Raw genomic sequence first — 26,725 nt, 5'->3', positions numbered from 1 at the left:
TAAAAGAACTGGGCCTGTTTGTCGTATCGCTTGACGGGAAAGAGAGCATTTTCTGAGTGATTAGCTTCTGTGTCGTGTCACTTTGTAGACGGCATCATTTTCACGCTTTCCAACACCAATGACAGTTACCGTGATAATTTCATCTTCGACGCTGTACACCAGTCTGTATCCTGCACCACGCAGCTTAATTTTGTACTGATCCTTTCTTCCATGTAATTGAGAAGCCGGAACCCGAGGGTTTTCAAGCACAACATACTATCCGCCAGAACCACCGCTAAAGTATTTGCTTAATCTGTTTCGCAAAAACGATATTCCTCAGGTGCCGGAGTTCACGATAGGTATGCTCATTGCGTCTGCCAGGGCTGGTCGCTGGTTGTATGACTGATTCACGCTTGGGGGCTGCTTTTCGCCTTTCGCTATTATAGTGCGCATAATGTATATTATGTTAAATGAACCAGAACATTTAAAAGACATGTTAAGGCGGCTGGATTCGTGCATGTCAAAAAACTTCTGGCCCATAAGTTTGATCCCTTCCCTGCCGTGACGCTGCGTGAATTCTGTTGATTTGCACCCGCTATCCTGCACATGATTTCACGCAGCATACGCCGCGCAGGCATAAAAAAACCGGCCATTGTGACCGGTTCGTCACTGTCAGTATGTCAGTCCAGGATGAAATCGTCGCGCAGCGCATCAGCGAGCGCCCACGGCATTTCAGACGGGAAACTCTTTTCACGCGCTGCAGATAACACGGCATCGCCGTAGGACTCAACAGCCATTTCCGACAGTTCCCGTTTTAATAACGGGCTTTTTTCCAGACGACGGGCAATTTTCCTGCGCTGCGCTGACATGGGCTAAAAAATTAATGGGAACCTCATTTCATGAGGTTTGATTATTCACTGTCTGCCATTGTCTTGCATTCATACTCGCCACCTACACTGGCGGCGGTCAAACATAATTCATCGGTTATCAGTTCGTATTTTAACGTCGCGCCTGGCATGACCTGCACATGCGTAACCGTATCGCCTGGCCTGTTTGTTTTTGTATACGACGCCGCCGAACATCCAAAAAAGTTGGGAAGAATTGGTAGCGATTCTACAAATGACATGTCTTACCTCAACCACCCGGTAAAAGTCATATATCGATAGCAGTATGTTACTCCAGATGAAACAATCGGTTCAGAAAGGGATATGTTCCAGCAGACAGGAATGTTATAAGGAGCTTCCCCCTTCGACACAAATAATGGTTGAGGACTGAGAACAGATGCAGCTGAATATGCTGGAAGCCATGAATATTTATGTCAATGTGGTAGAGCAAGGGAGCTTTATCCGCGCGGCGGAGGTGCTTGAGCTGCACCGCCCTGCTGTTACCCGCGCCGTTCAGAATCTGGAACATGATCTGGGCGTTAAGCTCCTGCATCGTACAACACGACAGGTCAGTATGACGGATGAAGGGGAAGAGTTTTACCAGCGTTGCCTGTCGCTCTTAAGCGAGCTGGACGACGTCCGGCGATTATTTTCCAGCACGCAACCGCCGAAAGGCCGCCTGCGCCTTGACGTCCCTATTACGCTCGCCCGGGCAGTCATCATTCCGGCTCTTGGAGATTTTCAGAACCGATACCCGGATATTGAGATTGTACTTGGCACGTCCGATCGCAAGATTGATTTGATTGCCGAGCGTGTGGACTGCGTCATCCGACTTGGTGAGCTTAATGACTCCAGTTTTGTTGCCAGACGTCTGGGTACGGCAGCCATGGTGACTTGTGCTGCGCCATCTTATCTTGCGAAGCATGGCACGCCGCACTCTATCGATGAGCTGATGAAGTCCCACCGGGCTGTAAATTTTTTCAGTAATCACAGCCTGCAGATAATGGAGTGGAAATTCACGGTTGATGGCAGTATCGCGTCAATAAAAATTCCCTCCAGCATCCTGGTAGACAATTCAGAAGCGTTTCTTTCATGCGGGCTGGCGGGGTTGGGTGTTCTACACGGATTGCGTCCGTCTCTTGCACCCTTTATTGCCAGTGGAGAGCTGACAGAGATCCTCACTGATTTCCCGCCCCCGCCAAAACCGGTTTCACTGCTTTACCCGGATCGTCGGTATCTGGCACCTAAAGTCCGCGTATTCATCGACTGGCTGTGCGAGGTTTTTGGTCCGGATGCACATCTCTGATAACGCTCTTTCGTGCATATCCGACCTGACTATTGTTACTTTATCAGTAATTCTGTTTTAAAGATTGGATGGTTTTTCGTAACAATAAAGAGGCTTAAGATCTTCTTCAGATTAATTAACTACCACAGTCGCCTAAAAGGCTGGCTGAAAATTTGTTCGAAGGAGATCACCTCATGAAGTACAACCGTATCTGCCAGATCCTGGGTATCGAAAAACCTGTTATACAAGGCCCACTGTCCTGGCTTACCGATGCAAGACTGGTTGCAGCCGTAAGCAACGCCGGTGGTTTGGGTGTGCTTGGCCCAAATGCGGGCTTAACAGCGGAAACTGCTGTATCAACGCCTGAAGAAACAGCAGAAAAAATGCGTGAAGAAATTCGTAAAACCAAAAAACTTACCGAAAAACCATTCGGGGTGAACCTTATTCCAACCCCTGAAAACGACATCTGGACTCCGCCTATCCTACAGGTAATAAAGGAAGAGGGAGTAAAAGCTGTTGTTTATACCGGTTACGGAGAAGGAGCTATTATCACTTCGCTGTTTAATGAACTAAAAGAGTCGGGTATTGCAATTATTTACCGCGATATTAATCCGACACCTGAAAATACACGTTTAGCGGAAAAAGCCGGCGCCGACATTATTGTTGCAACAGGTTTTGATGAAGGTGGCACATTGCCTGGCACCGCGCTTGGCACCTTTTCGATCGTACCGCTGATTGCGGACTCGGTGCAAAGTGTTCCCGTCATGGCTGCAGGCGGGATTGCCGATAGCCGTACCGCCCGTGCTGCTCATGCGCTGGGAGCAGAGGGTGTCTTTGCTGGTTCGGTGTTTATTGGGACAGAAGAAAGCCGTGTGCCGCAGTCAGTAAAGGATAAAATCATTAATGCTAACGGCCTGGATTTGCTGCTTTTCCGTACCCTGCCAGATTACTACCGCTCACTTCCTGGCAAGCTGGCTGACAAGCTCGTGTCGATGGATAAAGCTGGTGCAAGCAATGAAGAACTGGCCCAGACGATGGGAGGTTTACGCGGGTTGCGTATCGGCATGCTGGAAGGTAATACAGATGAAGGATACATTGCGCTGGGCACGGGCATCGGAAATATCCGCAGCATCAAGAGCGTAGCTGAGGTCGTGAACGAGCTGGCTATTTGTTAAGGGCAGTACTGACTGCAAAAGCAATCGAACTTTGCGAAACGGCCTGGCGCGCAGCGGCCCTCTGACACAAGATGTGGTAGTGTTTTCAGACATTGAAACGCCATAGGATGTATTCCTCCCCTACCCTGTGACTACCGGCTCACCACCGGACAAGCCGCTGTGCTTATCAGCAAAGCCGAAATGATTGTTTGAGTAACTTTACGACAATTGCTTCAAAAACTGACTTCCGCTACCAGACGGTATACACAGTATGACTATTTCTTTTTATATGCCCCATACAAAAGCGATACGGGTGTTTTTTCTAATATCTGGATTTCATTTTTATGTGCTTTATGTTCACTAAAAATATCTGCCAGACTTTTACCTCCAAAGGCCAGGCCAATTCCCGTTGCTGCTGCTGAAAGTAATGTCAATTGCGGCATGGCAAGTGAAGCTATACCTAACGTGGCTGTTCCTGCAAAAATTAATCCAGATGAGATCTTTTTTTTCTTTGAGTTCTTAATGGCTGATTCATGCGATTTTCCATACTCTTCGACCACATTGATTAAATGTTTTGAAAAATTATCTGCCGCATCTTGCATTTGATCTGGTGTTTTTCCTTGCAAGTCATGCCTTGAGATTCTTAGTTCATGCCTTAAGGATTCCAGTTGACCTCTTTCTCTAATCTTTTTTAATTCCAGATCGGAAAGCGCAGTAAGGAATTTTACTTCCGCGGCTGAAAGGCCCATTGTAATCGCTTGCTCTTCAGAAGAAAGAGGATTTAATTTACCATAATCCTTGACCAACTGCTCCGTAGTCCATTCATGTAAAAACATATGGTTACTATAAATAACCGGATCAATGCCTAATAGTGTTGCCGATAATTGAGTTGATCGTTGTGCATAAATTGCACCTTCAACCTTACCCAGTAAGGTTGCTATAGCTGACGGCAGATCGTAATCCAGAAGATCTACCTCTCTTGTTGTAAAACTCTTTAAATCTGTATCGTAAACCCAGACTTCTTTTTCGATGTTATTGAAATTATCAAGCAATGTTTTTAATAATTCTTTATTTGTTAGGATCTTCTGGAATGTTTCTTCATTTCTCCCAAAGTGCTCAAGAAACGCTAAATAAGTAGCGTAATCCATTTTTCTATCTTTAAAAAAGAGCTGACTTAGAAAAGCGGCAGATTGTTCATGATTGCGTTCTTTATCAAAATCCAGTAATTCAGGAACGATTAGAAAAATTGGATAATCATCATCAATAGTCATAAATGGGATGGCGCGAAATAGATTGGAAACATGTTCAAGTAATACCAACCTGCGCATGCGGACATAACTATTATCTGGTGGCAATGACAAAAATGAATGCAGAGAGCCAAGAGAAGGAAAATGTAATGGATCAACCATTATGATGCTATCAAAATAAATCCCCAGAGATCTAAGGTGATTAGATATATTATAACCAAAGCGTTGAATCGGAAGTAATAATCGATAACTTTTAGACGCCTGCACTTCTGTTATAAGCGCCGCGGCGTGAGTATCCCAAAATTTATTTAGCAACACGATTAGGTTTGTAAGTTGATTATCTAACTCGGGAGAGCTAATTAGCTCTTTCAGGATGAATCTACGTAATTCTTTCAGTTCTAAATTTCTGAATGCATATTTATATTTTTCAGAAAAAGCGTTTTCCATCAATAAAACATATTCATTCTGTATGCTTTTTGTAATACTACTCATCATCTATCTCCGAACCACCACGCAACGATTTCCCAGTGTAGTGGTTCTTATCATGTGTATATTGTTAGTCATGTTATCGTAGAAAATTCAGTGGTCAATAACTCATTGAGGTAGCTACTAAAATTTGCAGTTACCAGGATTTAGGATGATTTTAAAAATGTTTATAAACTCAGGCTGCGCCGCAGTGATTGCACTGATTTCTACATAACATGATAATCAATGGCTTTGATACCCTTTAAACGAACAAATATGAGCTTAACATGGCGACAATAAAGGATGTTGCATCCATGGCCGGTGTATCAACCGCGACTGTATCACGCGTCATTAACCAGACCGCGTGGGTTGAACCCGTCACGCGCGAACGTGTAGAGAAAGCCATGCGCGATCTCAATTATCGCCGGAATGCCGCCGCTATCGCGCTGGCGAAACGCAGCGGCGATATGCTCGGATTGTTAACCGGCAATCTGGCTGATCCTTTTTTTGCCCACCTTGCTCGCGGCGTAGAAGATGTTTCTCGTAAGCAGCAGTATCGCTTGATGGTATGTAGCGGCGGCCACGATGAAGAAATGGAAAAAGCGGGACTGGATTTTCTGGTTAATCAAGGCTGTGAGGCTATTGTTGTACACGCCAGCCGATTACCGGATAAAGAGCTGCTGCGCTACGCAGCCCACTTTCCAGCGCTGGTTGTTGTTAATCGTTATATCGCCGGTATGGCCAACCGGTGTATCTGGCTGGAAAATCGCAGCGCCGCCAGGGAAGCGACCCGATATCTCCTGGCGAACGGGCATCGGCGCATTGCCTGTGTGACATCTGACTTGCCAATTATTGATCGTCAGGAACGCCTTGATGGTTACCGTGAGGCGCTGGAAGAATATGGTATTTCTCCAGACCCTCGCTGGGTGATTAGCGTTCCGTTTAACGAAGAAGGCGGCGAGCGGGCCGCGCATCAACTTATTAATAGCGGGCTTCCCCTTACGGCAGCGGTCACGTTTAACGATGTGATGGCCGCTGGCATTATGCGTATTCTTCATCAACGCGGCGTTCAGCTTCCGCAACAGCTCTCTATTGTCGGCTTTGATGATGTGGTGCTGGCCCGGTATCTTTATCCGGCGTTAACAACAATGCATTATCCGGTCGAACAAATGGCGCGCTGTGCCGCGCAACTGGCGATACAGTTATACCAGGGCATTACGCCGCCGCCCAGCAGCAATCATTTCAATGCCGAACTGGTGATCCGCGATTCTGTCGCGCCCTATTTTTCACGATGAATGCGTCGTCAACAGTAAAAACTGTGATGACTATCAAATTAACTCTTCTCATGTAATCGGTTACATGGACGAAAGTAATGGATCACAGTAGTGAGAAGCGTATCACCCTACCCTTGAGCTACCTTACTGACCGGAGCTCCATTATGAGTGCATCACAAAACAAGAAGAAAACGCTGTCATTGGGTTTAGCGCTAATCCCAGTCATCTCCATGTTGTTATTGTTGATTATCGGTTACGGCATCATGGGGCTACGTATCGAACCGCTCCTTCTGTGCTCTGCGGCGGTAGCGGCAGGCATTGCATGGTGGCAAGGATACTGTTGGGAAGACATCATCAACTCAGTGGTGGATAAGCTGGCTAAAGCAATGCCGGTTATCATGATCCTGATCTGCGTGGGCGGTTTGATTGGCACCTGGATGTTTAGTGGCACCATTCCCTACATGGTGTACTGGGGGCTAAAACTCATAAGCCCGGAATATATTTTGATTGCAGCCTTCTTTTTAACCAGCGTGGTCTCCGTCTGTACCGGTACATCGTGGGGGTCCGCCGGGACGGTTGGCGTTGCGTTAATGGGGGTTGCCGCCGGGCTGGACGTGTCTCTTGCAGCAGCAGCTGGCGCCGTTGTTTCTGGCGCTTATTTCGGCGACAAAATCTCACCGTTGTCCGACTCGACTAACTTTGCCGCGATTGTCGCAGACACTACTCTGTTTGAGCATATTCAGCATTTACTTTGGACGACCCTGCCAAGTTTCCTGCTTGCCGCCGTGGTTTATCTTATCGCCGGACACAGTAATATGCTGGGCGAGGTGGCCACGCCGCAGCGCGTTACGGACATCATCCACTCGCTGGAGTCGCTATACCATTTTAATATTGTTCTTATTTTGCCGCCGGTGATCGTACTGTGGGGCGCAATTCGCAAGAAGCCTGTCATCCCATTAATGTTAAGCGCCTGCGTGCTTGCCTTGTTCCTCGGCGTCATCATGCAGGGACTGAGCATCAAACAGGGACTGGACGCTTTCATTGATGGATTTGATATCGCCATGTTCCCACAAGGCGCAGAAGGTGTCGTGGCCGATGTTCCGCGCCTGCTAAACCGGGGCGGAATGTTCTCGATGATGGGAACAATACTGTTAGTTTTCTGCGCTTTTTCATTTGCCGGAGCGCTAACGTTAACCGGCGCGTTAACGATCATCATTAACCGACTGCTGACCATTATTCATAGCGTTGGTCAACTCATTGCCGCCACTATCGGCACCACAATTTTGGTCACAGGAGCGACCAGCGACGGTAAACTGGCATTGTTAGTTCCCGCCGAACTGTTTAAAGATGCCTATCGTCGTATGGGGCTGGATACTAAAAACCTTTCACGGACGATAGAAGATGCCGGTACCGTTATCGAACCTCTCCTGCCGTGGACCTCGGCTGGCGTCTACATGGCAACCACGCTGGGCGTTAGCACGCTTGATCTTCTGCCCTGGGCTATCCAATGCTATGCGGCAATCTTCTTCGCATTAATTTATGGTTTTAGCGGAATTGGTATTGCCAGAACTGCCTCCGCCTCAGAAAAGTCGCCGCAATCGTCAGTGACGGAATAATAAGGAAACAAGATGGATTTTAACCAGATTATCAATCGCAACAATACTGGTTCGGTAAAGTGGGATTTTATTGAGCGTCACTTTGGCGATGGCGCAGGGAAACTGCTGCCGATGTGGGTTTCTGATTTCGATTTTGCCTGCCCGCCTGAGGTTCAGGCGGCATTACATCAGCGAATCGAGCACGGCGTATTTGGCTATAGCGAACGCGATGAGGCCTATTTTAACGCCCTGCTTCACTGGTTTTCGTCACGCCACCAGCTCACGTTAAAACAGGAATGGGTATGCAGCGTGGAAGGCGTCGTACCAGGGTTGGCGCTCTTAGTGCAAATGTTGACGCATCCAGGCGACGGCGTAGTGGTACAGGGGCCATACTATGGCTCCTTCGCCAAAATAATCACGCTTAATGGTAGAAAACTGCTGGAGAATCCCCTTAGCGAGTCGCCGGACGACGGCTACCAGATGGATTTTTGCCAACTGGAAAGGCTGTTTCGCCATGAGCGCCCTCCGCTGATGATTTTGTGTAATCCACATAATCCAACCGGGCGTTGCTGGTCGGCCAACGAGCTGGAGCAACTGCTTTTATTATGTGAAGCTTATGATGTCACTCTCATCTCGGATGAAATATGGGCCGATCTATTGCTACCCGGCGAAACCTTTACCTCGGTACTGCATTTAGGGGAGCGCTGGCATAAACGGGTCATCTCCGCCACTGCGGCCAGCAAAACGTTTGGCTTATCGTCGTTGCGAATTTCTAATTTTCTCATTCCCGATCCTACGCTTCGCCAGCGATTCCTGTCTCGTCTGGACGCTCATGGGCTGGACGTCTTTAACGCCCTCTCCGTTCAGGCGGCGACTATCGCATGGAATGAAAGCAGACAGTGGCTGGATTCGCTACTGGATTACCTGGCGGAAAACCGCCGCTGGTTTGTTGAACAGGCGACAGAGCACCTTCCCTGGGCAAGAATTGTCCCGGCGCAGGGAACCTATTTATTATGGATGGATTGTAAAAAACTGGGACTGGATGACGAACAGCTAAAATGGGTAATGGCGGATGTCGCGGGTATTGCTCCTTCAATGGGCAGCGGCTTTGGCCCGGCGGGCAGCGGATTTATCCGTTTAAATCTGGGATGTCCACGTACCTACCTTGAAATGGCAATAGACGGCCTGAAGCGAATATCGGTGAAGACAATCAAAGGAATACCAACAGGCGGATGAATTTTTCGGGCGGTAAACTGACAACGGTGTTATTTCTGCGGCATGATATCGCCTGAGCGCCAGTAAAAAAACCGGCCATCAAGGCCGGTTGGGTCCGGAGCGCAGTTTTACTATCAGGGGCGTCTGAATAACACGATGCTGCGCCCGGCCAGATCGAAATCCATTTCTTCGGTAATCCGCATTCCCTGCTGCGCGTTATCGGCAGTCGTCAGTTCAAGTACCCAGCCGCCTTCTCCCCACATCGGAATACGGAACGGTACGCTGCCTTCAAACGGATTGAAAAGCAGTAAGGCGTCATGCCAGATCCCCGCTTCCGGCTGGAGATCGGGACGACTAATGCATACGCCTATGGTCGATCCCTCATCCCATTGTTCGGATTGCTGCGCCCCTCCGCCGGCGTTAAACCAGCGGATCTCCAGACCGTCACGCCAGCTCTCCCGGCGCAGCAACGGTTGCGTGGCGCGCAGTTGAATCAGATGACGGGTAAACTCCCGTAGCGCATTGGCGGTTTCCGGCAAATTATCCCAGTGGACCCACGATATTTCACTGTCCTGACAGTAGCCATTGTTATTGCCCATCTGACTGCGGCCAAACTCATCGCCCGCTAATAACATCGGCGTGCCGTGCGAGAAAAGCAAGGTGGTCAGGAAATTGCGTTTCTGTTGCTCGCGTATCGCATTGATGCCTTCGTCGTCGGTTGGCCCTTCTGCGCCATAGTTACAGGAGCGGTTATCATTATGCCCGTCATTATTATCTTCGCCATTGGCTTCATTATGTTTGTCGTTATAAGACACCAGATCGTTCAGCGTGAAGCCGTCATGGGCAGTAATAAAGTTAACGCTTGACCAGGGGCGACGGCCGCGCAGATCATAGAGATCGCCGGAACCCAGCAGGCGTGCGGCGAAATCATTTGTGACGTTGTCACCTTTCCAGTATTCGCGTACCGTATCGCGGTATTTATCATTCCATTCGCCCCACCCTGGTGGAAAGCCGCCAACCTGATAGCCGCCCGGTCCGATATCCCAGGGTTCGCCAATCAGTTTCAGTTTTGCCAGCACCGGGTCTTGCGTTACCGCATCAAAAAAGCCGCCTCTCTGATCAAAGCCTTCCGGCTCACGACCAAGAATGGTGCCCAAATCAAAACGAAAGCCGTCGACATGCATTGACTCCGCCCAATAGCGAAGGGAATCCATCACCATTTGCAGTACCCGTGGATGAGAGGTATTGACGGTATTACCTGTCCCTGTATCGTTAATGTAATAGCGATGCTGATCGGGCATCGTGCGATAGTAAGAGAAGTTATCGATACCTTTAAATGACAGCGTGGGGCCAAGTTCATTCCCTTCTGCCGTATGGTTATAGACCACGTCCAGTATCACTTCGATGCCGGCATCATGGAAAGCGCGCACCATATCGCGGAATCCCTGAATACCTTTTGGACCATAGTAGCGCGTCGCTGGCGCAAAAAAGCCCAGCGAGTTGTATCCCCAGAAATTTTTCAGCCCTTTATCGAGCAGATGCTGATCGTCCGGGAACCAGTGAACGGGTAAAAGCTCGACGGAGGTAATCCCCAGACTTTTAATGTAATCCACGCTGGTTTTATGCCCCATGCCCTCAAACGTACCGCGTAGAGGCTCAGGGATCGCGGAATTAAGCTGGGTAAAGCCTTTTACATGCGTTTCATAAATAATGGCGTTCGACCACGGTATGGAAGGCCGTTGTCTATCCTCCCAATTCGCCTCAGCCGGATCAATCACCCGGCATTTAGGCGTAAATGGCGCGCTATCCTGGTCATCAAAGGTCAAATCTTTATCGTCATGAAGTAATTGATACGCGAAATGCGCATCGTTCCACTGAATATCGCCCACCAGCTCACGGGCATAAGGGTCAATAAGCAGCTTGTTGGGGTTAAAGCGATGACCATTTTCCGGGTCATAAGGACCGTAAACGCGGTACCCATACAGCGCGCCGGGCTGTAATTTCGGGACATAGCCGTGCCATATTTCGTCGGTATATTCCGGTAACTCCAGACGAGCGATTTCATGCTCCCCGCTCGGATCGTAAAGACAAAGCTCGACGCGTTCCGCATGGGCGGAAAAAATAGCGAAATTCACACCTTCGCCGTCATAATTCGCGCCAAGCGTATGGCTGTATCCTGATCTGATTTCAAAAGCCCTGTTTGTTGTCATTCTCTTTCTCCACCCACGGTAAACGTTCTCCTGTCACGGCACATCAACACATAAACTCAGTCGCTCATTAAAACCAGTACGCCGCCCTGATGTGAGGCCAACGACAGGCGTTCACCAGGCATTAACCTCTCCTGGGTAAGCACATTGCGATAATGATGCTGATTAAGCTGTCCGGGTATAATAATGTCGGTTCCTGCCCAGAAATCGCTATGCGATTGTGACAATAAGCCGTCACATTCGGCGAACACTAGTCGGGGCGCAACAACAATCAGCGCATCATCATGATTGACTCTGGCGTAAGCGATGACCTTGTCGGCACGCTGACCAACAGCCCGCAGCGGTATATAGTCGCCAAAACGGAAGAGCTCATGATTCTGCTGACGCAAACGCAGTAATGCAGCTGTGACATACTGATTCACCTGCCCGTTCAGCCAACTCTCTTCGCGCGAGAAAACTCCCGGCGTTAGTTGGTCTAACTGCTGCGCCAGCGTGGCGAAATCCGGTTCGCGGCGGTTGTCGGGATCGACAAGACTAAAATTCAACGCCTCGCTCCCCTGATAGATATCAGGTACTCCCGGCGCGGTTAATTTGATAACGGTCTGCGTCAGGCTGTTAACCAGCCCTGCGCGGATGAAGGGTTGCAAGGAACGATAAAAATCCTGCAAAAATGTCTGATTATCCGGCGCCAGTAAATAACGGGCGTAATCAAGCATTGCCGTTTCGTAAGCCTCATTACTGTCCACCCAATCGGTACGTAGCTTCGCTTCGCGTAGCGCTTTCTCCACAAAGGCTTCAAAGCGTGTTTTCAGCGCGTTTAGGCCAGTTTCGTCCTGTGGTTGTAGCATCGGGGGCCAGACGCCGGTCAGCGCCTGATATAACATCCACGTATCCGCCGATTTTGGCGCAGTGCCATCATTTAAAAATTTGACATGGGTCTGGTTCATCTGCCGCCAGCGGGCAAGGCATTCGCTCCACTGCTCCGGCGCTTCGGTAAGCGTATACAGCCGTGCTCGCGCATCCTCGCCTCGCTTGGTATCGTGGGTCGACGTACCGGATAACGCATCAGGCTGTCGCGCCTGTCGGGTTTTCATCTCATGGTGAAAGCGTTCGATGGAGAAGTGATGCGTGACGGGCTCGGCGCCGACTTCATTTAACGCCAGTCCCATGTTTTGACGAAAGAAAAGCGTATCCTCTACCGATTTCGCCATCAGCGGACCGGTGAGTTGTTGGAATCGAACGCGAAACTGTGTCGCCTTCTCCTGGCTGGAGGCGGGAACATCGCCGATAAGAAGGCGGCTCAGAAATGTAAGCGCTTCTGGCTGCGGAGGATTTTCAAGCGTCTTTACCCGTTCCACAATACGGTGTAACAGGCAAATATCGGTCGGCGGTAGCCCTTCTGCCGTGCCGTAAGTGCGATATACGGGAAAGGCAATTAATAACTCGCGTAACGCCTGCCGAACGACGCTCTCTTCCTGTGCGATCTGTAGCTCGCTGGCAATCGACAGCGCAAGCGCGAGCAGCCGGGTAAATTCCCCCTCGAAATTGCGATCGACCATCAGCAATTTAGCCGCCCGTAATTCCGCCCGCATATCCACTGGCGCGCCTTTAACGGTCTCGTAAGCCTGGCGCAGATTGTCTATCTGCTCATCGTCAACCAGCACCTCCGCCAGAGAGGCGATAAATTCATAGCCTGTGGTGCCGGAAACCGGCCAGTCATCAGGAAGTTGCTCGCCTTTAGCGAGAATTTTTTCCACGGTGATATAGCACGCCGGCCCCACTTCCTGACGTAAACGCGCAAGATAGGCTTTCGGATCGGCAAGGCCGTCGATATGATCGATACGTAAACCGTCAACCGCCCCTGTTCTGACCAGCTCCAGAATCAGCCGATGTGTATCGTCGAAGACGGTTTTATCTTCCACCCGCATTCCTACCAGCCCTGTGACCTCAAAGAAACGCCGATATGAGAGCGAGCGAGCGGCATCGCGCCAGGACATTAATTTCCACGGCTGGCGCTCATGCAAATCAGCAATAGCGGCTTTATCGGTAAGCGCCAGTATTTCAGCCTCGCGCCCCTGCCACGTCGCCGGCGCAAGCGGATAATAGTTATCATAATAGGCGAACGTGGGTTTACCCGTAGCGGGATCGGGCTTGATCGCAATTTCTCCGTTTTCCAGCACGGCGTCAAACGTGTCGCCTAAAAAAGGCAGCGTCAGTCGGCGCGACCAGTCAATATCGAAATGGCGCGCGTAACGGCTCTCCTTGCCATATTCAAGCACGTCGCGCCACCAGGCGTTTTCCAGCGAGCTGGCCATGTGATTAGGCACAATATCGATGATCAATCCCAGACCTTGCGCTTTAAGTTCGGCCACCAGTCTTTCAAATCCTTCGCGCCCGCCAATAGAAGGCTCAATCTCATTCGCATCGGTGACATCATAACCATGCGTTGACGCTTTGGTGGCGGTAAAGATGGGTGAGGCATAAAGATGGCTGATACCCAGATTTTTAAGATAAGGCACCAGCGCCGCAGCGCGATCGAAGGTCATGCCATTGCGAAACTGAAGGCGATACGTTGCAGTTGGGATCATGATGCAGACTCTCCCTGGGCTAAGCGGACAATAAGAGAATGTTGGGAAAGCGACCCGGTGGATTCATTCGGCCAGGCGAAGAGAGTCTTACCCGGTAAATCGGGCAGTAATACCGTCGTGGCGCTAATATTCAGCGCCAGTGACAGTGTTCCTCCCGGAAAACGCCAGCTAACGGCAATAAACCCGGGCGCGGTTTGCAATACCGTTCCTGAGCTCTCACGGGCAGCGGACAACAGCGGTACGATATGCTTCTGGCGCAAAAGCAGTAGTTCGCGGGTAAACGCCAGCCACGCTTTACCCTCTTCACTGTGCTGTTGCTTCCAGTTAAGTTTTGAGCGTTGAAAGGTCTCTGGCGCATTCGGGTCCGGAACATTTTCCCCTGCATGATCGGCAAACTCTTTTGCGCGACCTTCACGAACGGCGCGGGCTAAATCCCCATGGAAATCGGTAAAAAAAAGAAAAGGACGGCTTTCGCCATACTCTTCGCCCATAAAAAGCAGCGGAATGTGCGGTGAAAGCAGCAACGTGGCGAGCAATACTTTTGTTCGTTCAGCACCTGCCAGGGTTATCAGTCTGTCGCCCTGGGCGCGGTTACCGACTTGATCGTGATTCTGAATAAAATCCACAAAGGCGACCGGGGGTTGTCCGGTACTTTTTACGCCGCGAGGTTCGCCGGTTTGTGGTGAAATTTCTCCCTGATAAGCGAATCCTTCGGCCAGCGCTCTTGCGAGGTGTTTTTCCGGGGCATCAGCAAAATCGTTGTAGTAGGCCTGGGTCTCTCCGGTCGCAAAAACGTGGACGGCATTATGAAAATCGTCATTCCATTCGGCGGTAAACAGCGGCGCATTGCCACCCTGATCACGGGGATGCAGAGAAATAATATTGCGGCTATCTTCGGTAGTCAGATGAATGGGTCTGTCGGTAATGTCTTCCCGAATACGTTGTGCGATTTCAACCAGCACATGCTTTGCGCTACTGTCTTCAATCTGATCGATAGCGTCAAAGCGTAAGCCGTCGAGATGGTATTCTGTCAGCCAGTATAACGGCGCCTCGATGATATAGCGCCGCACGGCGTCGACATCATAGGCGATACCATTTCCCCACGGCGTCATGCGCTCTTTGTGGAAAAATGCCGGCGCCAATAGCGGTAAATAATTTCCCTCCGGGCCGAAATGGTTCAGCACAATATCCAGGACGACGGAAAGACCATACCCATGCGCGGCGTCAATAAACGCCTTGAAATCATCCGGCGTCCCATAGGCAGAATGCGGCGCGTAAAGCAGTACGCCGTCATAGCCCCAGCCGCGCTCGCCGCCAAATTGCGCAACGGGCATCACTTCAATAACGGTAACGCCGAGTTCAGCGAGATAAGGCAGCTTCGCTATTGCGGCGCGGAAGGTGCCTTCCGGAGTGAACGTGCCTGTATGCATCTCATACACCACGGCCTGCTCCCAACGGCTACCTTTCCACCCGGTGTTGCGCCACGCGTAGCTGCCTGGATCAACCACATATGACGGACCGTTGACGTCAGTTTTTTGGGCGCGGGAAGCCGGATCGGGGACCACCATGCCATCGCTGAGTACAAAGTTATACTCCGTACCTGGCGTCACCCCGGATACATCCAGCGTAAACCAGCCGTCACCGCTCGCCTGCATTTCCTGGTCTTTACCCGCAAGCCTGAGCATAACCTTTTGCTGACCGGTGGCCCAAAGACGAAAGCGGACAACATCAGCGGCGATATATTCAGCCCCCCAGCTTTTGCAAAAAATTTTTGAACTCATTTGTCGCTCCGTTTAACCCATAACCTCTACAGCATCCGAAAAACAAGCATAGACTATGGGGCTAATTTTTACGTGACGCTGTCACTTAACAGGCATTCTTTTTCCTATCTGCGTGTAAAACCGTGGAATTATTGTCGGGATTGCTCAGATGTACCGAAGTGAGCGGTATCGCCTCGCCCGTGTTCGCCAGATCCCTGAACACGCTGTAGCTGGATAACCTCCCCCTGCTCCCAGGCGTTAGCCCCCTTAACAACGGGATGCTCAGGCAGATCCTGCCGCTCGCGTTTAATGGCTTGGGTATCAATTCCCAGACGGCGATCCCGATCGGCCAGCAGCGCGGGGTCAAGCTGGCCGTCGCCAGTAAAGCCCATCATCAGCGCAGGGATACCCATTGGCAGGGTTTTATCCCGGTCGGTATGCCAGGTGTGCCAGGTCTTGCCATAAGTATTAACAATCTTACTCATCAACGCTTTATCAGCGACCTGCGGTAAGCCAGGCGCCACCAGGCTACCGGATTTCACCTCGTACTGGTGGCTGTGCCACAGTTTTTTCTCCTCGGGAGGAAGCGTTTTAAATAAACGTTCGCTGATAATGTACTCCACCCCCATCAGGCGCGCGTTTTTCGTATTGCCGTCGTAAATCACCGCCTGCATGACATCTTCGTTCAGGACGGTAACGTAATGGTGCGCTTCCATCTGTCCGTTTTTATCACCGCTATAAAAATGGAACCCGTCAAGGTAGGTACTGATGGCATCGACAGGTGGTCTGGATTGAATGGCCGCCGCGCCTGTTTCCAGGGTACGTAATTTGGCAGAGGTTTTTTCCCCGGGAATAGGCGTTTGCGGCGGCGTATTATTGGCGCCGCATCCGGCCAGAAAAGGAATGATAAAGAGTGCCAGCGGTAAAATTTTCATTAGGTCTCCATATAGTGAAAGGGCTCTAATGAAAATAGTGCAATACCACGTGATTGGTAGAAGAAATGGAAGATGTTATTTGTGACGGTGTCACAAATAGTAAAACCCGACACACAGGCCGGGTTTTGATATCAGTTTACTCTTATTTTGAGAGTTCTTTCTTGATTTCGTCTTTTATTTTGCTTAATTCACTCTGCGGGTTTTTCTTACAAAGCTCAACGGCCAGCGGCACTGCTGTCGTCTCAGTTTCCTGGAAATCAACGTAGTCCCCGCCTTTAAAATCTTCATCTTCATTCAGCACCCAGAAAGCGACTGGCGCCATCGTCTGCGGATTGAGGTCAACAAACTCCTGGCAGCTCATACCTTTAGGCGTAACGTTTGTTTTAGTAGTATCTGTTGCCGCATTCACGCTAACACTGGTTACCAGCGCTGCCACGATAATACCTGCTGTAGCAAGGGAGAATTTATTCATTGTTGTTGCTCCAATAATTATATAAATAACCTCTACATCTGCGCGTTAACCCGTTAATGTAGAACACAGAAAATAATACCCCTCCTCTCTCAGGAATAAAGATCACCCTCCGTGATATGGCTATTATTGATATTTACGTTGACTGATTTTGATGTTTGATGAATAAAGCAACATGGCGAGCAGATTTTAGGGCGAAAAAGTAGGCCACGACAATAGCCACTGACGTGGTCTACGGTACGTTGAGGTGATAGAAATACGGCAGCCGGGAGCGAGCCCTCCGCCTGAAGGTATATTCATCAGCCCGATAAACAAGAGTCGTTACCGGGCTGGAGAGGTTATCAGGCGTTAAGCTGGTAGTCGAGGGTGATTTCCGCATTCAGAACCTGCGATACCGGGCACCCGGCTTTTGCTTTCTGGATGATTTGATCGAAAGTTGAAGCATCAATATCTGCTACCGCGACTTTGCTTTGTAGCGCAATTTTGGTAATGGCGAAGCCCGCCTCCACCTTATCAAGCGATACGTCAGCGGTGGTGTCAATGGATGTCGGCGTAAATCCAGCCTCTCCCAGCATGAGTGATAGCGCCATGGAGAAACAGGCCGCATGTGCGGCGCCAATTAACTCTTCCGGGTTGGTTCCCTGCGCGCCTTCGAACCGGGTATTGAATCCATACGGTTGTTGATTAAGCACGCCGCTTTCTGTTGATACAGTACCTTTACCTCGTTTGATGTCGCCTTCCCAGTGTGCCTGACCTTTCTTATGGATTGTCATTTTTGCTCTCCTGTTGGCTCAAAAAATAAAGTATAGACCATGCTGCTAATCTGCGTTGTCCATGCCGATGGAGATAGCATGTTGTCGATTACCCGCACTTCAGATATAGAAAATAGTTGTATACTTTTTCAATGATGGATATTAAACCAACAGGCCTCACTTTCTTTAAAGAATATATCCCTCCTTTTATCCTTACTTTTTCTTCTGGAGGCGTATTCCATTATGTATATTTTAATTCAAATTAAGATTTGTCTTATCTCGTTGTAATAAAGGATAAAAATCGCAATAACTAGCCTTTTAAATGTATATTAATTGACCACTATTTGTATGAGGATATGTAATTGGCAAACGTAATATATTTTCTTCTGGGGTAAACAATTAGAGTTCCGCCTTGCGTTAAAATAACTCCAGGACTAATCTTAACCACAGCCGCAAAAATATTTGCCATGCTGAATACGAATTAATTTTCTGCGAGCCGTACTAAATAAATACATGTTCACGGAGGCATTATATGTTTACTTATCACTCAGCAAATACTTCAGCAGCACAACCGGCCCTGGTCAACGCGATTGAGCAAGGATTACGCGCGGAGTTAGGCGTTGTCACTGAAGATGATATTTTAATGGAGCTGACCAAATGGGTTGAGGCTTCCGACAATGACATCCTCAGTGACATCTACCAGCAGACCATCAACTATGTGGTAAGCGGGCAGCACCCGACTCTGTAAAACCTGCTATGCTGTATCGGCAACCTTAGGGGTTACGTTTCTTTCGCGTAAGCGAATTTGTCCTTAAAACTAGCAACAGGATTGAGGAGTTAACATGAAATCGAACCGTCAGGCTCGTCATATACTTGGACTGGATTACAGAATTTCCAACCAGCGTAAGGTTGTTACTGAAGGCGACACCAGCAGCGTGGTGAATAACCCAACCGGCAGAAAGCGCCGCGCCGATAGCCAAAAGTAATCGTACAGTCCTGAAATGACGTTAAACACCATTGCATCTGCAATGGTGTTTTTGTTTATAGGAATGACCTTAACGTCTCACAATGCTTTATACTCAGGGTCGGTTCCCTGGTGGAAGGCAATATATGATGATAAACGACGGTGCCAGGGACAGTTATTCGAAAAAGAGTGAGTAACATGGAAACTACAACCAAGAAAGCACGTTCCCTTTATATCCCTTACGCTGGCCCTGTATTGCTGGAATTCCCCCTGTTAAACAAAGGCAGCGCTTTTAGCGTAGAAGAGCGTCGCAACTTCAATTTGTCAGGGCTGCTGCCAGAGGTCGTCGAGTCGATTGAAGAACAGGCCGAACGCGCCTGGCTCCAGTATCAGGGGTTTAAAACAGAAATCGATAAGCATATTTACCTGCGTAACATCCAGGATACCAACGAAACGCTCTTTTATCGACTGGTGCAAAACCATCTTGAAGAGATGATGCCGGTTATCTATACCCCGACCGTGGGCGCGGCCTGTGAGCGCTTCTCTGAGATTTATCGCCGGGCGCGCGGCGTATTTATCTCTTATCCGAACCGTCACAATATGGACGACATTTTGCAGAATGTGCCTAACCACAACATTAAAGTTATTGTGGTGACGGATGGCGAGCGGATTCTGGGGCTTGGCGATCAGGGCATCGGCGGGATGGGGATCCCTATCGGTAAGCTGTCATTATACACCGCCTGCGGCGGCATTAGTCCGGCCTATACCCTTCCCGTTGTGCTGGATGTCGGCACCAACAATCAACAGTTACTCAACGATCCGCTTTACATGGGCTGGCGTCATCCGCGCATTACCGACGATGAGTATTATGCGTTTGTCGATGAGTTTATTCAGGCCGTTAAGCAGCGCTGGCCAGATATCCTGCTACAGTTCGAAGATTTCGCGCAGAAAAACGCAATGCCGCTGTTGACGCGCTATCGTGATGAGATTTGCTCCTTTAACGATGATATTCAGGGCACCGCAGCCGTGACCGTCGGTACGTTGATCGCCGCCAGCCGCGCTGCCGGCAGTCAGCTTAGCGAGCAGAAAATCGTTTTCCTCGGCGCGGGTTCCGCCGGATGTGGGATTGCTGAACAGATCATCGCGCAGACTCAGCGTGAAGGTTTAAGCGAAGATGCCGCCCGACAGAACGTTTTTATGGTCGATCGCTTCGGCCTGTTGACGGACCGGATGCCAAATTTATTGCCGTTCCAGGCAAAACTGGTGCAGAAATGCGACAATCTCCAGCACTGGGATACCGAAAATGACGTGCTGTCGCTGCTGGATGTGGTGCGTAACGTGAAGCCGGATATTCTGATCGGGGTTTCCGGCCAGACCGGGCTCTTTACTGAAGAGATCATCCGCGAGATGCATAAGCATTGCCCTCGCCCGATCGTCATGCCGCTCTCTAATCCCACCTCTCGCGTGGAGGCCACGCCACAGGACATTATCGCCTGGACGGAAGGCAACGCGCTGGTGGCAACCGGCAGTCCATTCTCGCCGGTCATCTGGAAAGATAAGGTTTATCCGATCGCACAATGTAATAACGCCTATATTTTCCCCGGCATCGGTCTGGGGGTTATCGCTTCCGGCGCATCGCGCATTACTGATGAAATGCTGATGTCAGCCAGTGAGACGCTGGCGAAACATTCTCCGCTGGTGAATAACGGCGAAGGATTAGTGTTGCCAGCGCTTAAAGACATCCAGGTCGTGTCGCGCGCTATCGCTTTTGCCGTAGGCAAAATGGCGCAGCAACAAGGTGTAGCGGTGAAAACCTCTGCGGAAGCGCTGCAACAGGCGATTGACGATAACTTCTGGAAACCGGAATACCGCGACTACCGTCGGACTTCCATTTAATACGTACCCGGCGGTGAATGCCGCCGGATATCACTTTCTTCTTTAGTTTTGGTGAGTCTGTCGACACACCTGAATTCCTTTCCCTGCTTATTTGTCAAGCTACTAATATTAGCCACCTTTATGTATTGAACGGGGATTTATCAGGATAATCCTGGCTAAACTATTACATTGTATTTCTGCCGCCTTGCATAACTCATCAGAAATATTAATCCTAAAGAGGTAATAGCACCTTACCTGCTATTACCTGCTATTACCTGCTATGCAGTTCACTATTAATAAAAGGAGAAGGTTATGAAAGCTGCTGTTGTCACACAAGATCATCAGGTTGATGTTACTGAGAAAACGCTGCGTCCCCTTCGCCACGGTGAAGCTTTGCTAAAAATGGAGTGCTGCGGCGTATGCCATACCGATCTACACGTGAAAAACGGCGATTTCGGTGACAAAACCGGCGTCATTCTGGGACACGAAGGCATTGGCGTCGTGGCGGAAGTCGGTCCCGGTGTCACCTCGCTGAAACCCGGCGATCGCGCGAGTGTCGCGTGGTTTTATGAAGGATGCGGACACTGTGAGTATTGCAATACGGGCAATGAAACCTTATGCCGCAACGTGAAAAATGCCGGTTACACGGTAGATGGCGGCATGGCCGAAGAGTGTATTGTCGTCGCGGATTATGCGGTGAAAGTACCGGAAGGTCTGGACTCTGCGGCGGCAAGTAGTATTACCTGCGCGGGCGTTACCACCTATAAAGCGGTGAAGATTTCTCATATTAAACCTGGCCAGTGGATTGCCATCTACGGTCTGGGCGGTCTGGGTAATCTGGCCTTGCAGTACGCGAAAAACGTTTTCAATGCGAAAGTGATCGCCATTGATGTCAATGATGGACAACTGAAACTGGCCGAGGAAATGGGCGCAGATCTGACCATTAATTCACGTACGGAAGATGCGGCTAAAATTGTGCAGGAAAAAACCGGTGGCGCGCACGCAGCGGTGGTTACCGCGGTCGCTAAGGCGGCGTTTAATTCCGCAGTAGATGCCGTTCGTGCCGGAGGTCGCGTGGTGGCAGTCGGGCTGCCGCCAGAAGCCATGAACCTTGATATCCCTCGCCTGGTGCTGGATGGCATTCAGGTTGTCGGTTCGTTGGTGGGGACACGCCAGGATCTGACCGAAGCCTTCCAGTTCGCGGCGGAAGGAAAAGTCGTACCAAAAGTCGCTCTACGTCCGCTTGAAGATATCAACGTTATTTTTAAAGAGATGGAACAAGGGCAAATTCGTGGCCGTATGGTCATCGATTTCCGTCGTTAAACGATTTGCTGTGGTCGTCTGAGTAGGTTTGATAACAGGCCGCAGATGAAAACAAGGCGCTACGAGGATAGCGCCTTGTTTATCAGATCGCGAAAGAATTACTGAATACCTTTTTCGCTCTCTTTTTTTGCTTCTGCCTTCTCGATTTCACGATACCAGCGTGGATGATGTTTCTTCGCCCAGCGACGGCTGACCTTCCCTTCGATCATGCCTTTAATCGAGCCTTTCACCCAAAACGCCATATACATATGGATGAGGATCGCGTGCATTAAAATAATGCCCGCCGCCGCATGAATTAACAGGCTATAACGCACCACCTGCATGGGGAAATACTGCGCGAAATACGGACGCCAGATAATCACGCCAGTCACCAGCAGCACAAAAATCATGCTCATAATGGACCAGAACATCATCTTCTGTCCGGCATTGTATTTGCCGACATCCGCCACCTTATGCTCATTGCCTTTCAATACTTCGACAATATTTTTCAGCCACGGAATGTCTTTTTTATCCGGGATGTTGTGGTGGACGAAACGCACGAACATAAACATCAGAGCGATGAAAATGGCAATACCGAAGAACGGGTGCAAAATACGTCCCATCTGCGGCGTGCCGAAGGTTTGCGTCAGCCATTGTAGCGTCGGGAAGAAAAACGAAATCCCCGACAGCGCTACCAGGAAGAAGCAGATCACCACCGTCCAGTGACAGGCGCGGTCGACAAATTTCGTGCGCACAATCATTTTCGACTTACTCATGATGATCCTCCTCATCGTCGTCCGTTTCTTTATTCGGGCCAATACCGATGTAGTGGTAAATCAGACCGGCGAAAGTGGCGATAAAGCCCGCTGCGGCCAGCGGTTTTAGCGCCCCTTTCCACAGATTGATTGAGGTATCGATCTGCGGATCTTTCGGCAAGCCGTGGTACAACTCCGGCTGATTGGCATGGTGCAGCACATACATGACGTGCGTACCGCCAACGCCCTGCGGGTTGTAGATACCGGCATGTTCAAAGCCGCGCGCTTTTAACTTCTCCACGCGTTGCTCACCCAGTTCCAGCATCTCTTTTTTGGTGCCGAAATGAATAGCCCCGGTCGGACAAGTTTTGACGCAGGCCGGTTCCTGGCCCACGCTGACGCGATCGACGCAGAGCGTACATTTATAAACGCGGTTGTCCTCTTTGTTGAGGCGCGGAATATTAAACGGACACCCGGCGATACAGTAACCACAGCCGATACAGTGTTCAGATTGAAAGTCAACAATCCCGTTCGCGTACTGGATGATAGCCCCGGCAGATGGACAGGCTTTAAGACAGCCTGGATCTTCACAGTGCATACAACCATCTTTACGAATCAGCCACTCCAGCTTGCCGTTCTGCTCGGTTTCGGTAAAGCGCATCACCGTCCAGGACTTGGCGCTGAGATCGGCAGGGTTATCGTACACCCCGACACAATGGCCAACGTTATCGCGAATATCGTTCCATTCAGAACAGGCTACCTGGCAGGCTTTACAGCCGACACAGGAGGAGACGTCGATCAGTTTCGCGACTTCGGCTTTGTAATCACGCGCCTGCGGAGGCGGCGTGATGGCGTTTGTTGCGGACCGTTTAATAATGTCCTGCGTTTCCATAGACATATGTTCGCCTCCCTTACGCCTTCTCGATGTTAACTAAAAACGCTTTGTATTCCGGCGTTTGCGAGTTGGCATCACCGACATTTGGCGTCAGAGTATTGGCGATATAGCCTTTGCGCGCGACACCCTCAAAGCCCCAGTGAATCGGGATCCCCACCGTTTCAACCTGCTGACCGTTGACATGCAGAGTGCGAAGACGACGAGTTACCACCGCGACCGCGCGAATAAACCCGCGTTTACTGCTCACCTTCACATAGTCGCCGTTAGCAATACCTTTCGCTGCCGCCAGCGTCTCACTGATCTCCACAAACTGTTCCGGCTGAGCGATAGCGTTAAGTAGCGCATGTTTGGTCCAGGTATGGAAATGCTCTGTGAGGCGGTAAGTCGTGCCCACGTACGGAAACTGCTCCTTCTTACCCATGCGCAGCGCATCTTCTTCATACAGACGCGCCGCCGGGTTCGAGACCACATTCGGGTGCAGCGGGTTAGTGCCCAGCGGCGTTTCCATCGGCTCGTAGTGTTCTGGGAACGGCCCTTCCGCCATTTTATCAATAGCAAACAGACGTCCCAGCCCTTCCGGCTGCATGATAAACGGATTGGTCCCGCTCCCCGGCGCCGCGTTGTTAAAGTCCGGAATATCGTTCCCTGTCCACTTCGCGCCGTTCCACTGGATCAGCATCCGTTTTGGATCCCACGGTTTACCCTGCGGGTCCGCCGAAGCGCGGTTATACAATACGCGACGGTTTAGCGGCCACGCCCACGCCCAACCCAGTGTATTGCCAAGCCCTGACGGGTCGGCGTTATCACGTCTGGACATCTGGTTGCCCTGCTCCGTCCAGCTACCGGTATAAATCCAGCAGGAGGAGGATGTCGTACCGTCATCGCGCAGTAATGCAAAACTGCTCAACAACTGGCCTTTCCTGGCAAGCAGTGTACCGTTAGCGTCATAGAGATCTTCCAGCGCATAGCCGTTGTTCTCTTTCGCCACTTCTTCCGAATGCGGTTCATCCGGCTGCTTGTAGTTCCAGCTCATCTTCAATAGTGGTTCGGCGCCTTTACCGCCTTCTGCGCGATACATTTCACGCAGACGATGGTAAATACCGGCCAGAATCTCGCCGTCGTTACGCGCTTCGCCCGGCGCGTCCTGACCTTTCCAGTGCCACTGTAACCAGCGACCGGAGTTAGCGATAGAGCCATCCTCTTCCGCAAAACAGGTAGACGGCAGACGGAAGACTTCGGTCTGAATCGTTGTCGGATCAACATCATTAGATTCGCCGTGGTTCTGCCAGAACGTTGACGTTTCAGTCACCAGCGGATCGATAACGACCAGATACTTCAGTTTGCTTAAGCTTTGCACCACTTTGTTTTTGTCCGGGAAGGACGCCACCGGGTTAAAGCCCTGACAGAAATAGCCGGTGACTTTCCCGCTATCCATCATGTTGAAATATTTGATCACGTCATAGGACTGATCCCACTTAGGCAGCCAGGCAAAGCCCCAGTCATTCTCTTTCTGCGCCGCATCGCCATAGAAAGATTTCATCAGGCTGACGAAGAACTTAGGATAATTACCCCAGTAGTTGACCTGATCGGCCAGCGTCGCTTTGGGGGTATTCGCTGCCAGATAAGTTTGCAGATCGGCCTGTTTTTCTGACGGTAGCGTCAGGTAACCCGGCAGGCTGGTGGAGAGCAGTCCTAAATCCGTTAAACCCTGAATATTAGAGTGGCCGCGCAAAGCGTTCACACCGCCGCCAGCCATCCCCATATTGCCGAGCAGCAACTGGATCATCGCCATGGTACGGATGTTCTGCGCCCCGACGGTATGTTGCGTCCAGCCCAGCGCATACAGGAAGGTGGTAGTGCGATCCGGAACGCTGGTAGAGGCCAACACCTCACACACCTTCAGGAAGTCCGCTTTCGGCGTACCGCAGATGTTTTCCACGACGTCCGGCGTATAGCGCGAAACGTGCTGCTTCAGCAGATTCCACACACAGCGTGGGTGCGTCAACGTTTCATCACGTTTGGCATAGCCGTTTTCATCGAACTGGTAGTTCCAGGAGGATTTATCGTACTGACGCTTTTGGGCGTCATAGCCGCTGAAAAGACCGTCATCAAAGGCAAAATCATCCCGCACCAGCAGGCTGGCGTTGGTGTAATGCTTAACGTATTCAGCGTTGATTTTGTTATTTTCGATCAGGTACAGCAACACGCCGGACAGAAAGGTAATGTCTGTACCGGAACGTATTGGCGCATAGATATCCGCCACCGACGCCGTACGCGTAAAGCGTGGATCAACGACAATCAGCGTCGCATCGTTATTGTTTTTCGCTTCCATCGCCCAGCGGAAACCCACCGGATGCGCTTCTGCGGCATTGCCGCCCATCACCATCACGACGTTGGCGTTTTTAATATCCACCCAGTGGTTGGTCATCGCACCGCGACCAAATGTTGGAGCAAGACTTGCTACCGTTGGTCCGTGTCAGACGCGCGCCTGGTTATCTACCGCCAGCATACCGAGAGAACGCGCAAACTTCTGCGTCAGCATCCCCGTTTCATTGCTGGCCGCCGAGGCGCACAGCATTCCGGTAGAGAGCCAGCGGTTAACCGTGACGCCCTGCTCGTTCTTTTCAATAAAGTTGGCGTCGCGGTCGGCTTTCATTAATTTAGCAATACGAGTGAAAGCGTCATCCCAGCTAATGCGCTGCCACTTGTCGGAACCCGGCGCGCGGTATTCCGGATAGCGTAGGCGATCTTCACTGTGAACATAGTCCAGCAAACCGGCCCCTTTCGGGCACAGCGCGCCACGGCTTACCGGATGATCCGGGTCGCCTTCAATATGGTAAATCGCTTCTTTCGCGTTTTTTGCCCCATCTCCCAGGCTATACATTAATAGCCCGCAACCTACGGAACAGTATGTGCAGGAGTTACGGATCTCTTTTGCGCGCAACAGCTTATAGTTTCGCGCCTGAGCCAGGGCCATTTTAGGGGTAAAACCCAGTGCGGCCACCGTTGTTCCCGCCATACCGCCCGCGCAGATTTTAAAAAATTGTCTGCGGCTGACGTCCATTGCTTTCCTCTTTTTTCCACGGATGCACGCCTCCTTCGAACTGCAGCAAAACCTCAGTCCA

General features: G+C 50.4%; 20 protein-coding genes and 2 pseudogenes. 10 read left to right on the top strand and 12 right to left on the bottom strand.

Going from position 1 to position 26,725, the window contains the following annotated elements; translation table 11 throughout:
- Positions 1-60 precede the first annotated feature (60 nt).
- Positions 61-246, bottom strand: a pseudogene (locus ABVM99_RS01120) (type II toxin-antitoxin system RelE/ParE family toxin); the annotation flags it as partial.
- On the opposite strand from ABVM99_RS01120, the pseudogene ABVM99_RS01115 reads away from it, so the two are divergent.
- Positions 239-385, top strand: a pseudogene (locus ABVM99_RS01115) (DUF1493 family protein); the annotation flags it as partial. The pseudogenes ABVM99_RS01120 and ABVM99_RS01115 sit on opposite strands and share 8 nt — an antisense overlap.
- A gap of 274 nt (positions 386-659) precedes the next feature.
- Here the strand turns inward: ABVM99_RS01115 and ABVM99_RS01110 are convergent.
- Positions 660-848 carry a DUF29 family protein gene (locus tag ABVM99_RS01110; protein WP_001276022.1) on the bottom strand — a complete coding sequence of 63 codons (189 nt, stop codon included), beginning with the start codon at positions 846-848 and terminating at the stop codon, positions 660-662.
- Between the two features lie 412 nt (positions 849-1,260).
- Between ABVM99_RS01110 and ABVM99_RS01105 the strand changes: the two genes are divergently transcribed.
- Together ABVM99_RS01105 and ABVM99_RS01100 are read left to right on the top strand one after the other, a co-directional pair.
- Positions 1,261-2,169, top strand: coding sequence for a LysR family transcriptional regulator (locus ABVM99_RS01105; protein ID WP_001176641.1), 909 nt, complete (start codon positions 1,261-1,263; stop codon positions 2,167-2,169).
- 173 nt (positions 2,170-2,342) lie between these two features.
- On the top strand, positions 2,343-3,323 hold the full coding sequence (locus ABVM99_RS01100; protein ID WP_017441349.1) for a nitronate monooxygenase family protein: 981 nt from the start codon (positions 2,343-2,345) through the stop codon (positions 3,321-3,323).
- A 254-nt stretch (positions 3,324-3,577) separates the two neighbouring features.
- Here the strand turns inward: ABVM99_RS01100 and ABVM99_RS01095 are convergent, their stop codons facing one another.
- Entirely contained in the window at positions 3,578-5,044 is a 1,467-nt protein-coding gene (locus ABVM99_RS01095) for a hypothetical protein (RefSeq protein ID WP_024145441.1), read from the bottom strand.
- A 257-nt stretch (positions 5,045-5,301) separates the two neighbouring features.
- On the opposite strand from ABVM99_RS01095, the gene ABVM99_RS01090 reads away from it, so the two are divergent.
- The 3 genes from ABVM99_RS01090 to ABVM99_RS01080 all read left to right on the top strand — a co-directional run bounded on the left by ABVM99_RS01090 (position 5,302) and on the right by ABVM99_RS01080 (position 9,119).
- The gene (locus ABVM99_RS01090) at positions 5,302-6,309 is read left to right on the top strand and encodes a LacI family DNA-binding transcriptional regulator (RefSeq protein ID WP_023194799.1); all 1,008 of its coding nucleotides are present in this window, start codon (positions 5,302-5,304) and stop codon (positions 6,307-6,309) included.
- A gap of 143 nt (positions 6,310-6,452) precedes the next feature.
- Positions 6,453-7,904 (top strand): Na+/H+ antiporter NhaC, encoded by a 1,452-nt coding sequence (gene nhaC / locus ABVM99_RS01085; RefSeq protein WP_001276631.1) that lies wholly within the window; start codon positions 6,453-6,455, stop codon positions 7,902-7,904.
- A 12-nt stretch (positions 7,905-7,916) separates the two neighbouring features.
- Entirely contained in the window at positions 7,917-9,119 is a 1,203-nt protein-coding gene (locus ABVM99_RS01080; RefSeq protein WP_000347152.1) for a MalY/PatB family protein, read from the top strand.
- Between the two features lie 113 nt (positions 9,120-9,232).
- On the opposite strand, the gene glgX is transcribed toward ABVM99_RS01080, so the two are convergent.
- From glgX to ABVM99_RS01050, 6 genes are all read right to left on the bottom strand, one after another.
- The gene (gene glgX, locus ABVM99_RS01075; protein WP_023195335.1) at positions 9,233-11,308 is read right to left on the bottom strand and encodes a glycogen debranching protein GlgX; all 2,076 of its coding nucleotides are present in this window, start codon (positions 11,306-11,308) and stop codon (positions 9,233-9,235) included.
- 56 nt (positions 11,309-11,364) lie between these two features.
- Positions 11,365-13,893 carry a malto-oligosyltrehalose synthase gene (treY, locus tag ABVM99_RS01070; protein ID WP_052938187.1) on the bottom strand — a complete coding sequence of 843 codons (2,529 nt, stop codon included), beginning with the start codon at positions 13,891-13,893 and terminating at the stop codon, positions 11,365-11,367.
- Positions 13,890-15,674, bottom strand: coding sequence for a malto-oligosyltrehalose trehalohydrolase (gene treZ / locus ABVM99_RS01065; RefSeq protein WP_000095560.1), 1,785 nt, complete (start codon positions 15,672-15,674; stop codon positions 13,890-13,892). The genes treY and treZ overlap by 4 nt, the downstream gene beginning before the upstream one ends.
- 128 nt (positions 15,675-15,802) lie before the next feature.
- A complete protein-coding gene (locus ABVM99_RS01060; RefSeq protein ID WP_000698598.1) occupies positions 15,803-16,588 on the bottom strand; it encodes an OBAP family protein in 786 nt (261 codons plus the stop codon).
- 142 nt (positions 16,589-16,730) lie between these two features.
- A complete protein-coding gene (gene hdeB, locus ABVM99_RS01055) occupies positions 16,731-17,060 on the bottom strand; it encodes an acid-activated periplasmic chaperone HdeB (RefSeq protein ID WP_001032161.1) in 330 nt (109 codons plus the stop codon).
- Positions 17,061-17,398: 338 nt separating this feature from the next.
- Positions 17,399-17,830, bottom strand: a complete 432-nt coding sequence (locus tag ABVM99_RS01050; RefSeq protein ID WP_000152297.1) for an OsmC family protein — start codon at positions 17,828-17,830, stop codon at positions 17,399-17,401.
- Between the two features lie 511 nt (positions 17,831-18,341).
- On the opposite strand from ABVM99_RS01050, the gene bdm reads away from it, so the two are divergent.
- The 4 genes from bdm to adhP all read left to right on the top strand — a co-directional run bounded on the left by bdm (position 18,342) and on the right by adhP (position 21,971).
- Positions 18,342-18,557, top strand: coding sequence for a biofilm-dependent modulation protein (bdm, locus tag ABVM99_RS01045; RefSeq protein WP_000495700.1), 216 nt, complete (start codon positions 18,342-18,344; stop codon positions 18,555-18,557).
- A 94-nt stretch (positions 18,558-18,651) separates the two neighbouring features.
- A complete protein-coding gene (sra, locus tag ABVM99_RS01040) occupies positions 18,652-18,795 on the top strand; it encodes a stationary-phase-induced ribosome-associated protein (protein ID WP_000841559.1) in 144 nt (47 codons plus the stop codon).
- A gap of 176 nt (positions 18,796-18,971) precedes the next feature.
- Positions 18,972-20,669, top strand: a complete 1,698-nt coding sequence (locus ABVM99_RS01035) for an NAD-dependent malic enzyme (protein WP_000450511.1) — start codon at positions 18,972-18,974, stop codon at positions 20,667-20,669.
- A 291-nt stretch (positions 20,670-20,960) separates the two neighbouring features.
- The gene (gene adhP / locus ABVM99_RS01030; protein ID WP_000642447.1) at positions 20,961-21,971 is read left to right on the top strand and encodes an alcohol dehydrogenase AdhP; all 1,011 of its coding nucleotides are present in this window, start codon (positions 20,961-20,963) and stop codon (positions 21,969-21,971) included.
- A gap of 98 nt (positions 21,972-22,069) precedes the next feature.
- On the opposite strand, the gene fdnI is transcribed toward adhP, so the two are convergent.
- The 3 genes from fdnI to fdnG are packed head-to-tail and all read right to left on the bottom strand — an operon-like array spanning position 22,070 to position 26,664.
- Positions 22,070-22,726, bottom strand: a complete 657-nt coding sequence (gene fdnI, locus ABVM99_RS01025; RefSeq protein ID WP_000045658.1) for a formate dehydrogenase-N subunit gamma — start codon at positions 22,724-22,726, stop codon at positions 22,070-22,072.
- Positions 22,719-23,603, bottom strand: a complete 885-nt coding sequence (fdxH, locus tag ABVM99_RS01020; RefSeq protein ID WP_000061599.1) for a formate dehydrogenase subunit beta — start codon at positions 23,601-23,603, stop codon at positions 22,719-22,721. Before fdxH ends, fdnI begins: the two co-directional genes overlap by 8 nt.
- 13 nt (positions 23,604-23,616) lie before the next feature.
- The gene (fdnG, locus tag ABVM99_RS01015) at positions 23,617-26,664 is read right to left on the bottom strand and encodes a formate dehydrogenase-N subunit alpha (RefSeq protein WP_077684034.1); all 3,048 of its coding nucleotides are present in this window, start codon (positions 26,662-26,664) and stop codon (positions 23,617-23,619) included.
- Positions 26,665-26,725: the final 61 nt, after the last annotated feature.

Origin of the sequence: Salmonella sp. SJTUF15591, assembly GCF_043356435.1 — a bacterium.
In the GTDB taxonomy this organism is placed as follows: Bacteria; Pseudomonadota; Gammaproteobacteria; order Enterobacterales; family Enterobacteriaceae; genus Salmonella; species Salmonella enterica.
This window is presented reverse-complemented; position numbering and strand designations above follow the sequence as displayed.

Bases quoted from the DNA above. Each gene is read 5' to 3' on its own strand.
- ABVM99_RS01110 (WP_001276022.1), bottom strand. From the start codon at position 848: ATGTCAGCGCAGCGCAGGAAAATTGCCCGTCGTCTGGAAAAAAGCCCG.
- ABVM99_RS01105 (WP_001176641.1), top strand. From the start codon at position 1,261: ATGCAGCTGAATATGCTGGAAGCCATGAATATTTATGTCAATGTGGTA.
- ABVM99_RS01100 (WP_017441349.1), top strand. From the start codon at position 2,343: ATGAAGTACAACCGTATCTGCCAGATCCTGGGTATCGAAAAACCTGTT.
- ABVM99_RS01095 (WP_024145441.1), bottom strand. From the start codon at position 5,044: ATGATGAGTAGTATTACAAAAAGCATACAGAATGAATATGTTTTATTG.
- ABVM99_RS01090 (WP_023194799.1), top strand. From the start codon at position 5,302: ATGGCGACAATAAAGGATGTTGCATCCATGGCCGGTGTATCAACCGCG.
- nhaC (WP_001276631.1), top strand. From the start codon at position 6,453: ATGAGTGCATCACAAAACAAGAAGAAAACGCTGTCATTGGGTTTAGCG.
- ABVM99_RS01080 (WP_000347152.1), top strand. From the start codon at position 7,917: ATGGATTTTAACCAGATTATCAATCGCAACAATACTGGTTCGGTAAAG.
- glgX (WP_023195335.1), bottom strand. From the start codon at position 11,308: ATGACAACAAACAGGGCTTTTGAAATCAGATCAGGATACAGCCATACG.
- treY (WP_052938187.1), bottom strand. From the start codon at position 13,893: ATGATCCCAACTGCAACGTATCGCCTTCAGTTTCGCAATGGCATGACC.
- treZ (WP_000095560.1), bottom strand. From the start codon at position 15,674: ATGAGTTCAAAAATTTTTTGCAAAAGCTGGGGGGCTGAATATATCGCC.
- ABVM99_RS01060 (WP_000698598.1), bottom strand. From the start codon at position 16,588: ATGAAAATTTTACCGCTGGCACTCTTTATCATTCCTTTTCTGGCCGGA.
- hdeB (WP_001032161.1), bottom strand. From the start codon at position 17,060: ATGAATAAATTCTCCCTTGCTACAGCAGGTATTATCGTGGCAGCGCTG.
- ABVM99_RS01050 (WP_000152297.1), bottom strand. From the start codon at position 17,830: ATGACAATCCATAAGAAAGGTCAGGCACACTGGGAAGGCGACATCAAA.
- bdm (WP_000495700.1), top strand. From the start codon at position 18,342: ATGTTTACTTATCACTCAGCAAATACTTCAGCAGCACAACCGGCCCTG.
- sra (WP_000841559.1), top strand. From the start codon at position 18,652: ATGAAATCGAACCGTCAGGCTCGTCATATACTTGGACTGGATTACAGA.
- ABVM99_RS01035 (WP_000450511.1), top strand. From the start codon at position 18,972: ATGGAAACTACAACCAAGAAAGCACGTTCCCTTTATATCCCTTACGCT.
- adhP (WP_000642447.1), top strand. From the start codon at position 20,961: ATGAAAGCTGCTGTTGTCACACAAGATCATCAGGTTGATGTTACTGAG.
- fdnI (WP_000045658.1), bottom strand. From the start codon at position 22,726: ATGAGTAAGTCGAAAATGATTGTGCGCACGAAATTTGTCGACCGCGCC.
- fdxH (WP_000061599.1), bottom strand. From the start codon at position 23,603: ATGTCTATGGAAACGCAGGACATTATTAAACGGTCCGCAACAAACGCC.